General features: G+C 37.0%; 9 protein-coding genes. All 9 read left to right on the top strand.

The window, feature by feature from the left end; all coding sequences use genetic code 11:
- Nucleotides 1-176: 176 nt before the first annotated feature.
- The 9 genes from NCI00_RS06320 (at nucleotide 177) to NCI00_RS06360 (ending at nucleotide 12,713) form a co-directional block, all read left to right on the top strand.
- Nucleotides 177-1,007, top strand: a complete 831-nt coding sequence (locus NCI00_RS06320; RefSeq protein WP_253526124.1) for a polysaccharide biosynthesis/export family protein — start codon at nucleotides 177-179, stop codon at nucleotides 1,005-1,007.
- A 96-nt stretch (nucleotides 1,008-1,103) separates the two neighbouring features.
- Nucleotides 1,104-3,476, top strand: a complete 2,373-nt coding sequence (locus NCI00_RS06325) for a GumC family protein (RefSeq protein WP_253526126.1) — start codon at nucleotides 1,104-1,106, stop codon at nucleotides 3,474-3,476.
- A 506-nt stretch (nucleotides 3,477-3,982) separates the two neighbouring features.
- A complete protein-coding gene (gmd, locus tag NCI00_RS06330; RefSeq protein WP_253526128.1) occupies nucleotides 3,983-5,101 on the top strand; it encodes a GDP-mannose 4,6-dehydratase in 1,119 nt (372 codons plus the stop codon).
- 51 nt (nucleotides 5,102-5,152) lie between these two features.
- On the top strand, nucleotides 5,153-6,703 hold the full coding sequence (locus NCI00_RS06335; protein ID WP_253526129.1) for a lipopolysaccharide biosynthesis protein: 1,551 nt from the start codon (nucleotides 5,153-5,155) through the stop codon (nucleotides 6,701-6,703).
- The gene (locus NCI00_RS06340) at nucleotides 6,700-7,758 is read left to right on the top strand and encodes an NAD-dependent epimerase/dehydratase family protein (RefSeq protein ID WP_253526130.1); all 1,059 of its coding nucleotides are present in this window, start codon (nucleotides 6,700-6,702) and stop codon (nucleotides 7,756-7,758) included. Before NCI00_RS06335 ends, NCI00_RS06340 begins: the two co-directional genes overlap by 4 nt.
- Before the next feature lie 6 nt (nucleotides 7,759-7,764).
- Nucleotides 7,765-9,501, top strand: coding sequence for a thiamine pyrophosphate-binding protein (locus tag NCI00_RS06345; protein WP_253526131.1), 1,737 nt, complete (start codon nucleotides 7,765-7,767; stop codon nucleotides 9,499-9,501).
- 19 nt (nucleotides 9,502-9,520) lie between these two features.
- Nucleotides 9,521-10,606, top strand: a complete 1,086-nt coding sequence (locus tag NCI00_RS06350) for a polysaccharide pyruvyl transferase family protein (RefSeq protein ID WP_253526132.1) — start codon at nucleotides 9,521-9,523, stop codon at nucleotides 10,604-10,606.
- 225 nt (nucleotides 10,607-10,831) lie between these two features.
- Nucleotides 10,832-11,995, top strand: a complete 1,164-nt coding sequence (locus tag NCI00_RS06355; RefSeq protein ID WP_253526133.1) for a hypothetical protein — start codon at nucleotides 10,832-10,834, stop codon at nucleotides 11,993-11,995.
- On the top strand, nucleotides 11,955-12,713 hold the full coding sequence (locus NCI00_RS06360) for a glycosyltransferase family 32 protein (protein ID WP_253526134.1): 759 nt from the start codon (nucleotides 11,955-11,957) through the stop codon (nucleotides 12,711-12,713). The genes NCI00_RS06355 and NCI00_RS06360 overlap by 41 nt, the downstream gene beginning before the upstream one ends.
- Nucleotides 12,714-12,732: the final 19 nt, after the last annotated feature.

The raw sequence follows: 12,732 nt of genomic DNA on the forward strand, positions 1-12,732 counted from the left end.
AGCTAAAATTAGCTTTTTAGGGCTATTTGTGCTTTTTTCTATCCGTACTGTTTTCAATCAGGTAGTCCAATAGTTTCTAGGGGGCTGAACAAAGTATTCCGTGCATTTTGGTGCAGGGTTGTTACTTGGTTTCATGAGATTGTTATGAAAATTTATTGAAATAATACAAACTATACATGCGTAAATTTTTTAAAATACTGGGCGGTTGGAGCATTTGCCTTGGTATAATCAGCTCAACGTTTTTTACTTCCTGTGTGACCGTAGATACGCGCAAGATTACCTATTTCCAAAGCGCAGATACACTGCCTTATCAGGTACTTCCGCCCATTACCCCGCAGGTAACCCGCATTCAGCCCGATGATATCCTCGCCGTGACCGTAAGTAGTTTGAGCGAAGAATCCAATGTAGTGTTTAATTTCCCCAACATCAACGCCCTCAATACGACGGTGTATCCAGGAGTAATAGGAGGTGGGCAAACAGGACGTCAACCCTTAGGCTACTTAGTGGACTCAACAGGACAAATTGAAATGCCGTTGGTGGGAAAAGTCAAGGTTATGGGTTTGAATCTTGCACAAGCAGGTGATAGTATCAAACTAAGACTACTCAATTATTTAAAAGAGCCTACAGTAAACGTGCGGTACTTAAACCATAAGTTTACTGTCATTGGGGAGGTTAATCGTCCATCAGTCATAAGCCTTCTTGATGACCACACTTCCTTGCCAGAGGCTCTTGGTATGGTGGGAGATTTAACCATTTATGGTATGCGTAAAAACGTCATGTTGATTAGGACTGAAAAAGATAAGCGTGAAGTGGTACGCATTGACCTCACCTCGCGAGAGTTTTTTAACTCACCTTACTACTATCTACGCAACAACGACGTGATTTATGTGGATGTAAGTAAAGGGAAAGTAACATTTACCGACCAACGCGTTCAGCAATTGCAACTCATCCCCATTTTCACGGGCATTGCTACCACGATTGTGGTGATTTTGAACTTGTTGAAATAGAATAACATACGGAGACCAGTGAAGGTTACTAACTGGGATATTCCGAAGCCATGAGCTCCTAACAGCAATCGAATACTCAACGAAAAAGAAATAAAAATGACGAATAACGAATCAAAGTTTTGGGAAGAACGGGAGGAAGAATTTAACCTGAAGTTGGTTATCGGCAAATACCTTCGTTACTGGTACTGGTTTGTGCTCTCGGTGGCGCTTGCGGTGCTGGGGGCGTTTTTCTACCTGCGTTATGCCACGCCTATTTACAGTACCAGTGCCGTTTTGCTCATCAAGGATGAGAAGAAAGGCGGCCTAGGGGGCATGGATGCGCTGAAAGATTTGGAGCTTTTCTCAGGCAACAAACTCGTGGAAAACGAAGTGGAAGTCTTGAAATCACGGGCGTTGTTGGAACGGGTCGTGACCGACCTAAACTTGATGGTTTCTTATTTTGAAAAAGGGGATATTCGTCCCACGGTTGAAATATTTGGCACCTCTCCGATTTGGGTACAGGCGGGAGAACTCACCGAGGCCGCTTACAAAGACCCACTATGGATCAAAGTCATCAACCGCAATCAGTTTGAATTACAGGACGAAGGCGGGGCGGCCAAAGGACAGTATACCTTTAGTCAAAATGTAAAAAGTGAATTTGGACAGTTTCGGGTCTATTTGGTAGATTCTCTGTACCGTAAAGACAACGACCTGATTCAGATTCGTTTTGCCCATAAAGAATCCCTGATTCAGTACTATCAGGAACTGCTTCAAGTTGAATTACTTAACCAAAAAAGTACAGTTCTAAAGCTTACTATAGAAGACCCCTTACCCAATAAAGGACGGGCGATTTTAGCCAAGCTACTGGACGCGTACACCTATTCGGCCCTGACCGACAAAAACCGCGAAGCCACCAATACCATGACCTTCATCGATGATCGCCTGCGGCTCATTACGGGGGAATTGGGTGACGTAGAAAAAGACGTAGAAGTCTATAAAAGTAGCCAGGGAATCACTGATTTGAGCGCAGAAGCCAACCTGTTTTTGGAGAAAGTGAAAGAAAACGACGGCAAGCTCAATGAGGTAGACATTCAGTTGAAAATACTTGAGGGGGTGGATGCCTACCTCAAAAGCAGCCAATTGGGGATTGCCCCCGCTACGTTGATGGTGACCGACCCCGTACTGACGGGCCTGCTCTCTAAATTAAACGAGCTCGACAACCAACGCGAAAAATACGCCCGCACCACGCAAGCTAGCAACCCCCTGTTGGAAACGGTAACGACCCAAATCGCCAATACCAAAGCGGCCATTCGGGAAAACATCATGAACCAAAAGCAGGGCCTGATCATTACCCGCAACAGCCTGCAAAACCTGAATACGCGTTTTGAGTCGTCTATCCGTACCATTCCGCGGAAAGAACGGGAGTTTGTGAATATTAAGCGGCAGCAGGGAATCAAAGAAAGCCTGTACCTGCTTTTGTTGGAAAAACGCGAAGAAACCGCCATTTCCTACGCCTCAACCGTGACCGACAGCCGGGTGGTAGATGAACCTTACAGCACGCCATCGCCCGTGAAACCCAAAGGAAACATTGTGTACCTGATTGCTCTGTTGGCGGGGTTAGGAATTCCGTTTGCTTTCATCAACGTGCGTAGTATGCTCAACGACAAGATTGAGTCCCGCATTGAAATTGAAGACAAGGTGAAAGGAATTCCGATTTTGGGCGAAGTGGCCCAAAAGCCCAAAAACGTGGAGGGGCCTTTGTTGGATACCAATAGCCGCAATATCATCATCGAGCAGTTTCGTACCCTACGCACCAACCTGAGCTATTTGTTGAAGACCGAAAAAGCATCTAAGAAAATCCTGATTACCTCCACCATCTCCGGCGAAGGGAAAAGCTTTGTGGCGCTTAACTTGGCATCAAGCTTGGCAAAAGCGGGGCACAAAGTGGTTTTGGTCAACGCCGATATTCGTAAACCCAAATTGCACGAATACCTGGCCATGAACAATGAAGTGGGTTTGGTCAATTACCTGATTGGCAAAAAGAAGGTAGAGGATGTAAGTTTTGAGACCAAGATTGAGAACCTCAGCTTTATTCCGAGTGGGCCCATTCCTCCCAATCCCGCTGAATTGATTGGCAGTTCGAAAATGGCCGATTTGATGCTGGAGCTGGAAAGCCGTTATGAGTACATCTTTATTGACTGCTCGCCCAACGGTCTGGTGACCGACGCCTTACTGATTGCCCCTTTGGTGGACGCGACCCTTTACATCATTCGCCACGAAAAAACGCCCAAATTTGCCTTGGGGCCTTTGGCCATCCTCTACCGTGAGCAGAAGATGCCTTCTATGGCCATCATTTACAACGGGGTAAAAGGTTCGGGAGGCTATGGTTACGGCTATGGCTACGGTTACGGTTATGGTTACGGGTACGGACAGGGTTACTACGGCGATACCCCCAAACCCCTCTGGAAACGGGTGTTGAACAAAGCTTGATTTTTCTCACGCAAAGGAGCAAAGACACAAAGAAACATGAAATAAAACCTTTGCTCCTTAGCGACTTTGCGTGATTCAACTTGGGGATGAGATGCAAATATACATTTATGTCAAATAAAACCTTTGCTCCTTAGTGACTTTGCGTGATTCACCTTGTATGAATATTAAAATAGTACAAATCAATCTTTTCTCTGTCAAGTATACCAAAAAGAAAGTAAATGATTTGTAATTTTTTTAGATAAGTATTTGTCATTATTCCTTTTTTTTGTACTTTAGTGGAAGATAAGCGACAAAGTAGCTAAAAAAAGTACAAAAATTATAGTAATCTTTTTGCTTTTAGGATTATTTTAAGTTTTTGTTAAATTATAAAAAATGCACAAATGATTAGATAAAACTTGTCCTTTTATTGCTAATTAATGACAAGCTGCTTTTCTGAATCATTCTTGATTTTGAATTTCTTGTGCTGAAAAAGCGCAAAATTTGTTTGATATTTATTACTCAACGTTATGACAAATAAAGTAGCCCTCATCACGGGCGTAACCGGTCAAGATGGCTCCTATTTAGCCGAGCTTTTATTAGAAAAAGGGTATACGGTGCATGGTATCAAACGCCGTGCTTCCTCTTTCAACACGCACCGTATTGACCATCTCTACATTGACCAACATGAGCAGCATGTAGACTTTAAGCTCCATTATGGCGATTTAACGGATTCGACCAACCTGATTCGCATTATTCAGGAAGTACAACCCGATGAAATTTACAATTTGGGTGCCATGAGTCATGTAAAGGTAAGTTTCGACTCACCAGAATATGTTGGCAATGTAGATGGGCTGGGTACTTTAAGGATACTGGAAGCCGTAAGGATTTTAGGGTTGGAAAAGAAAACCCGTATTTATCAGGCTTCTACCTCTGAACTGTATGGCGGATTGGAAGAAAATAAAAACGCTGCAGGGTTTTACGATGAGAATTCCCCCTTCTATCCCAGGTCTCCCTATGGTGTAGCCAAAATTTACGGATTCTGGATTACCAAAAACTACCGCGAAGCCTATAATATGTATGCCTGCAACGGTATTTTATTTAACCACGAGTCTCCAAGAAGAGGTGAAACCTTTGTGACCCGTAAAATAACTATGGCCACTGCGGCCATAGCTTTGGGTAAACAAGAATGTCTATATCTTGGAAACCTGAACGCTCAACGTGACTGGGGACATGCCAAAGACTACGTAGAAGCAATGTGGCGAATTTTACAGCAAGATCAGCCCGAAGATTATGTGATCGCCACTGGTGTTACCACCTATATCCGTGATTTTGTGAAAATGGCTTTTGCTGAAGTAGGAATAGAGCTGGCTTTTGAAGGAGTAGCGGAAAACGAAACTGCCAAAGTTGTGGTCTGCAACAACCCTGAATACCAACTGGAAATAGGTAAAGTAGTAGTACGTATAGATCCCAAGTATTATCGCCCTACTGAAGTAGACTTGTTGATTGGCGATCCTACTAAATCAAAAACTAGATTAGGCTGGAAGCCCCAGTACGATGTGGCGGCTTTATGTGCTGAAATGGTAAAATCCGACCTCAAAATCATTAGCCAAACCTTGGTCGTACAGGCAGAACATTTGGTGGGGTAGAGTTTCGTGTAATATATAGTTATATATAACAGTTTTAATATTGATAAGTAATTGAGTTTAACGGGAAACCATACCAAAAAAATTGCGAAAAATACTCTAATGCTATATCTCCGGCAGGTATTAGTATTAATTGTTAGTCTTTTTACCGTAAGAATAGTCTTAGACGTACTTGGTGTTGAAGATTATGGTATTTATAATGTTGTTGGAGGAATTGTATCATTTTTTTCCTTTCTAAGTGGCTCTATGGCATCAGCAACACAACGTTTTTTTTCTTTTGCATTGGGGCAGAATGATTTGGAACGGCTAAAGAAAACTTTTACAGTAAACCTCACAATATATATATCAATTGCTTTTATTGCATTTATTCTTTTGGATACTGTTGGGCTTTGGTTTGTAAAAAATTATTTAAAGTTGCCTAATGAAAGATTTGAAACTATACTTTATATATATCATTTTTCTGTATTTACTTTTGTTGCAACTATTGTTACTACACCGTTAACATCTATTATTATTGCACATGAAGACATGCATATCTATGCATATATGTCAATTTTAGAAACCTCTCTAAAGTTATGCGTAGTGTTCTTGCTTGTTTATGTGGACTTTGATAAACTACAGCTCTATAGTATTTTACTTTTAGTTGTATCACTCATCAATTTTACTTGCTATTTTTTTATATGTATATATAAATATCAAGAATGTCAGTTCAATAAGTTTTACTGGGATAAAAATATTTTTCGAGAGGTTCTCGGCTTTACGGGCTGGACGTTGTTTGGCCAAATAACAACTGTAGGACGAAATCAGGCTATAACTATTTTGGTTAATCAGTTTTTTAACCCTATTACTGTTGCAGCACGCTCAATAGCAGTTAATATAACTTCTCAAATTAATTTATTTTCTAATAACTTCAATACTGGGCTTTATCCACCTTTAATTAAAGCTTATGCTTCAGGAAACAAGCAGGAAATGTTTGCTTTGTTATTTAATGGCTCAAAAATTACCTTCTTTTTAATGTGGATATTTGCGTTGCCATTTTATCTTGAAATGGATACAATATTAAAACTATGGCTTAAAGAGCCTCCAGAATATTCGGTGTTATTTACCCGATTAGCATTAATTGAATCGGTAATTATGTCTATTAGTTTACCAATAGCAACTGCTGCCAGGGCACCAGGGAAAATGAGGGGATATGAACTTGCTCTTGGAACCATTCAAATAGGAATATTTATTGCGTCATGGATTATTCTTATGATGGGTGGTAATGCTGCTTCTGTTTTTATAGTGGCTATAGTAGCAAATTTGCTAATGCTTGTGGTTCGTTTAATAATTGTAGGAGGGTTAATTGCTTTGCCTTTAGGATCATTTTCTATGAAAGTATTGTTGCCTATACTACTGGTTTCAATAGTATCAATAACGTTTTCTTATTTAATAAAATGGATGTTACCTATTGGTTTTCTTTTTTCGTTTATTAATATTTTTTTTAGTATTATTTTTTCTTCATTAAGTATGTATTTCATTGGCTTAGATAAGGAAATGAGAAAAAAAATTAAGGAAATATTTGAAAACAAGATTTTAAAGAAATATAAATTAAATCCCTTATGAAAATATTGATCTTGGGTGGAACTGGGGCCATGGGAATTCATTTGGTTGAACTTCTTGGAAAAGAGAATAATGAAATTTTTGTTACAACAAGATCTAAAAAGCAGTCTAGAGGTAATGTGCATTATTTACAGGGGAATGCCCGTGATATAGATTTTCTGGAAACGCATTTACAACAGGAGTGGGATGCGATTGTTGATTTTATGGTTTATACTACTGCAGAATTTAAGAGTAGGGTAAATTTATTACTAAGCGCAACTGGTCAATATATTTATTTAAGTTCTGCTCGTGTATATGCTAATTCTGAAAGCCCTATAATTGAGGCGTCTGATAGGTTACTAGATGTTTCAAAAGATGAAAAATATCTAAGATCTGATGAATACGCTTTAACAAAAGCCCGGCAGGAGAATATTTTGGAAAGCTCCGGACAAAGTAATTGGACTATTATTCGTCCATATATAACTTATAGTGAGAACAGGTTACAACTGGGTGTACTTGAAAAAGAGTCTTGGCTGTACAGGGCTGTAAAAGGTAGAACAATTGTGTTCTCTAAAGATATAAATGATAGGGTAAGCACATTAACTTATGGGTTGGATGTATCTAAAGGTATTGTAAGCATCATTGGAGAAGCACGTGCATTGGGTGAAGTTTTTCACATTACTTCAAGTCAGGATATTAGATGGAGTGATGTATTGGGTATTTACTTAAATGTTTTAGAAAACAATTTAGGGTTTCGCCCTAAAGTTTTACTTAATGAATTAGGTGAATTTAAAAAAATTCATTCATCTAATTACCAGATAATTTATGACAGACTTTATAATAGACAATTTAACAATACTAAAATAAATAGATTTATTGATATTACAACATTTAAGCCCGTTGAAGAGGGATTGCGAAATTGCCTAACTGACTTTTTATCCTATGGGAAATTTGACACCATAAACTGGAAGCTTGAGGCAATAAAAGATAAGCATACAAAGGAGCATACACCTTTGAGAGAAATTGCTGGATATAAACAAAAGATAAGCTATTTAATACACAGATACATTAAAAATTAAAATACTATGGCTAATCATTATTCAGACGAAAAAAATGTGCAAATATTAGTTGCATTATTAAAGAGGTATGGTATAAAAAAGATAATAGCTTCTCCAGGTACTACAAATATGTCATTTGTGATAAGTCTGCAAAATGACCCCTATTTTGAAATGTATCCTTCAGTTGATGAACGGTCTGCCGCTTACTTAGCCTGTGGATTAGCTGATGAGTCAGGTGAGCCAGTGGTAATAAGCTGTACAGGCGCAACTGCTTCAAGAAACTATTTACCAGGATTGACAGAAGCCTATTACCGTAAACTTCCAATATTGGCAATTACTTCATCACAGGCAGTTTCAAAAGTGGGGCATCATGTTGCACAGGTTATTGACAGAAGTTCGTTACCAAATGATGTTGTTAATTTTAGTGTGGCGTTGCCTATTGTTAAAGATGATGATGACTTTTGGGATTGTGAGATAAAAGTAAATAAGGCGATATTAGAGCTAAGCCGACGCGGAGGGGGGCCAGTACATATTAATTTGCCAACAACTTATAATAAGTTATTTAGTGTTACCGAACTTCCTTCGGTAAAAAAAATTGAGCGAATTACTAATGGGCATATTTTCCCCAAACTAGGTGGCAGAGTTGCCGTTTTTATCGGCTCTCATAGCAGTTTTAGTAAAAATGAAGCGAGGATTTTAGATGCTTTTTGTGCTGCAAATGATGCTGTAGTACTTTGTGACCATACCAGCGGCTATAAGGGAAGATACAGAGTATTATCTTCTTTACTTGGATGTCAACATAGTTTTGATTCCTCACTTGCTCCTGATATTGTTATCAGTATTGGTGAAATTACAGGAGATTATTATAATATGGCCGTAAAGAGCAAACAAATTTGGAGAGTAAGTGACGACGGTGAGCTTCGGGATACCTATAAAAAATTGAGGTATGTTTTTGAAATGTCAGAACAGCAATTCTTTGAGTATTACACAAATAGTGTTGAGGTACCAAAAGATCAATATTTGAAAAATTGTAAATCAAAGTTTGATGAATTATCTGGAAAAATACCAGAACTGCCTTTTTCAAATATATGGTTGGCCTCAAAAATGGCACACCGTATACCTGATGGCTCTACAATACATTTTGGTATTCTGAATAGCCTACGTTCATGGAATTTCTTTGAATTGCCTCTTTCGGTTCGGTCAGCTTCAAATGTGGGCGGCTTTGGAATAGACGGGGGGCTTTCGAGTTTGATAGGCGCTTCTTTTGCTAACAGAAATAAGCTATATTTTTGTGTAATTGGTGATTTAGCATTTTTCTATGATATGAACGTGTTGGGTAATAGGAGTGTAGGTAATAATCTTCGCATTCTTTTGGTAAATAATGGTAAGGGGACCGAGTTTAGGCAATATAAGCACCATGCATCTGGTTTGGGAGATGAAGCTGACGAGTTTGTAGCAGCTGCTGGGCATTTTGGCAATAAATCAAGGCAACTGGCCAAGCATTATGCTGAAGACTTGGGATTTGATTATCTATCTGCTGAAAGTAAGGATGGATTTGATGAAGTTGTGGATAAGTTCTTGGTAAATAAGGTTACTGAAAAATCCATATTGTTTGAAGTATTTACAAATAGCGAAGAAGAAGCTGAAGCTTTGAAAGCTATGATGAATATTGAAATCGACGTAAAAGAGAAAGCAAAGGAAACCCTGAAACAATTTGTTGGTAATAGCAATTTAAAAGGGATTAAGAAAATTTTTGGGCGCTAGTATTAAATACAAGATAAATATGAAAATTGGTGTTTTGACATTTCATGCTGCCCATAACTACGGAGCGGTTCTTCAGGCTTATGGGACTCAGGAATATTTAAAATCTTTAGGGCATGAGGTTGAAATAATAGATTATAGACCCGAATATATCGTATCGCCATATAAACTAATTGATTCTACAAGGGTTTTTTATAAAAACCCTATAAAAACAGCCAAAAGATTATTGGGTGAAATAATGACATTTCGCAGGCTTGCAATTAGATATTCAAGGTTCAACAACTTTATAAGTAAAAAGCTTCGACTATCTAAAAGTGTTTCAAGTACCATTCCTCCAAGTTATGATGCTTATATTTTTGGAAGTGACCAAATTTGGAATCCAAAAATTACAAATGGCTTTGATAAAGTTTTTTTTGGTGACTTTGCGGCTAAAGAAGGCTCAAAAAAGATAGCTTATGCTGCAAGTATGGAAGCTATTGAGCTTTCAGACCAGCAAAAAGAATTTTTTGCAAATGCATTAAAAAATTTTGATTCAATAGGTGTAAGGGAGTTTCAACTACAAAATTTACTACAACCGCTTAGTGCTAAGCCAATTACAACTGTTCTTGACCCAACTTTATTGCTGGAAAGTAATGAGTGGGGAAAAATTGCGGTTAAGCCTAAAATAAAGCAAAAATACGTTTTGGTTTATCAAGTTCGGGTTAATGAGGCAACCTTAAAGATTGCTAATGATGTTGCTAAACAAATTGGTGGTGTAGTTATACAACTAGCTGCCAATGTAGACTGGAAAATCAAAAAGTATAAGTATCAATCAGCTTCGGTTGAAGAATTTCTGGGGTGGATTAAATATGCAGATTGTGTTGTTACAACCTCTTTCCATGGAACCGTATTTGCTTCAATATTTAACAGACCATTTTATACAATAAGCCTTCATGATGGTGCCGACAGCAGGTCGGGTTCATTATTGCAAAATCTTGGCCTTTCTGATAGACTAATATCAATTGACACTTCGCCTGTTTTTAAAGAGATTGATTATTATGAAGCCAATATTAAATTAGAAAGTGTAAGAAAAGAATCATACAAGTTTCTGCTAGATTCATTGAAATGAAATCGCTAATAGTATGTAAATATTGATTGCCTACTAAATTACAATAGAAATTCTTAAACTAATAGTAAAACTTAATGAAGTATTGAGAAGTAATTGATAGAGGCTGCAAATGGCAAGCTATTTTAAGGTATTTTTTTAAAATTTATTTCTCTTTGTTAAATTAATAAAGATGAAGTTTATTGACTATGGGGGAACTTGTAAAAAAAAATTAATAAAGCTCGAAAAATGAGAATAATATTAATAGTTGGAATTTTATCAATATTTTTACAGCCACTACTTTTTAGTTTCCTTGGGCTTACTGTGTGGATACATTCTGCACTATTCATTTTAATTATTTACTTATTTACCCTAAATAATGTAAAAGTGTATAAGAATGAGATGAGGGTGTTTTATGCAGTTCTTTCAATTTTTGTTTATTCCTTCCTGTTTGGAAAGGATTTATACCTAATTGGATATATAAATGCCCTATTGCTGCCACTTGTGGTATATTTATCCCTGAACAATAGTGTAAATTATAAAACATACAAAACTGTTCTCACAATAATTCTGGTATTCTTTGTTGCATTGATTATTGAAAGTTACATTGAACGAATCTTTAGATTCAAACTAATCACAATTAAGGATGACTCAATTATTGGTACTGACTTATACAATGAGTCGCAATTTAGAAGCAATGGTTTATTTGGACATCCATTGAGTAGCGCCCAGTTTGTTTTACTAATATATACGGCATTTTTAGCAATGAAATCTGTATCCAGCACAAAAAAAATATATGTTACTTTTTTTGTGCTTATTAGTATGATGTGTTTTAATGCACGAACTGCTACCTTATTAACAGGAGTGGGTTTTCTGTGTTATTATTTTGACCATTTTAGTATAAAGAAAGTATTGGCAGGAATCTCAATGGGAGTAGGCTTTACGATCCTTGTTTATTATGGAATAAGTGAATTAGGTATCGGAACGAGGATGCTTGAGATGTTTGGGGATAATAGTTCAAAAACTCGTACCACAGTATTTCGGGTATTCGACTTTTTTGATCTCAATGATTTTTTGTGGGGGCCGGATAATTCTTTTCTGAGTAGAACAATAAAAACTGTTGGCAATAAAGGCGATGAGATAATAATTGAGAATCCTATAATAGACTATCTTTTTCGAATTGGGTTGATAATGACACTTATTTTGGTTGTTACGTATATTACCTTTTTCTCCAGAATTTCTAAGGGGTTAACTAGACATCAAAAAATTATACTATTTACCCCATCAGCTATTTCTATTCTTTCCAGTATATCATTAGCAGGTGGATCAGTTACACTATCTAATTTAGTAATAATGATTCTAATTTTAAAATATGATTCCCAAAGTAATACACCTTTGCTGGTTGTCAGGTGACCCTTATCCTGATGATATAAAAAAATGTTTATCAACTTGGTCTGAATATTTAAGTGATTATGAAATAAGGACGTGGACTCATAAAGATCTAGAACAGTTAAATTCTAGGTGGGTAATGCAATCCTATGGAGTGAAGAAATATGCATTTGCTGCTGATTTTATCCGATTATATGCATTATATCATTATGGTGGTATATACTTAGATTCAGATGTTTTTGTTTATAAATCTTTTAACCCATTATTAGAGCTTCCCTATTTTATTGGCGAAGATTATACTCATTATTTTGAGCCTGCTATAATCGGTGCAGAGAAAGGAAATAGCTGGATAAAGATGTGTTTGGATTACTACATAGAAAAAGACTTTGTTAAACCTGATGGCTCGTTTGAAATGTTGCCATTGCCTGCAATATTTTATCTATGTCTAAAGGGAAAACTAAAATTTAAGAAAATTAATGACACTTCTGAATTCGCTTTTAAAAATGACACGTTAAATGTGTTTAATTTTCATTTTTTTAATTCAAGAAATCAGCTGGGTATAATACAAAATAAAAAATCCTACTGTTCACATATGTATGCGGGTTCATGGATTGATGTTGAAAATAAAGGAACAGTTAAGAGTTTTATTAAAAAGGTTTTAAATAAAAAAATTTTGCTTTTGGTATTTAAAATAACCTCATTTTTGAGTAGAGAAAATAAAAAATTTAGAATTGATAATTGAATAAATATTTTCTAAAAGT

Origin of the sequence: Runella salmonicolor, assembly GCF_024158025.1 — a bacterium.
Lineage (GTDB): Bacteria > Bacteroidota > Bacteroidia > Cytophagales > Spirosomataceae > Runella > Runella salmonicolor.

Excerpts from the sequence above, each read along its gene's own strand:
- NCI00_RS06345 (WP_253526131.1), top strand. The coding sequence starts at position 7,765 with ATGGCTAATCATTATTCAGACGAAAAAAATGTGCAAATATTAGTTGCA.
- NCI00_RS06350 (WP_253526132.1), top strand. The coding sequence starts at position 9,521 with ATGAAAATTGGTGTTTTGACATTTCATGCTGCCCATAACTACGGAGCG.
- gmd (WP_253526128.1), top strand. The coding sequence starts at position 3,983 with ATGACAAATAAAGTAGCCCTCATCACGGGCGTAACCGGTCAAGATGGC.
- NCI00_RS06320 (WP_253526124.1), top strand. The coding sequence starts at position 177 with ATGCGTAAATTTTTTAAAATACTGGGCGGTTGGAGCATTTGCCTTGGT.
- NCI00_RS06340 (WP_253526130.1), top strand. The coding sequence starts at position 6,700 with ATGAAAATATTGATCTTGGGTGGAACTGGGGCCATGGGAATTCATTTG.
- NCI00_RS06325 (WP_253526126.1), top strand. The coding sequence starts at position 1,104 with ATGACGAATAACGAATCAAAGTTTTGGGAAGAACGGGAGGAAGAATTT.
- NCI00_RS06355 (WP_253526133.1), top strand. The coding sequence starts at position 10,832 with ATGAGAATAATATTAATAGTTGGAATTTTATCAATATTTTTACAGCCA.
- NCI00_RS06360 (WP_253526134.1), top strand. The coding sequence starts at position 11,955 with ATGATTCCCAAAGTAATACACCTTTGCTGGTTGTCAGGTGACCCTTAT.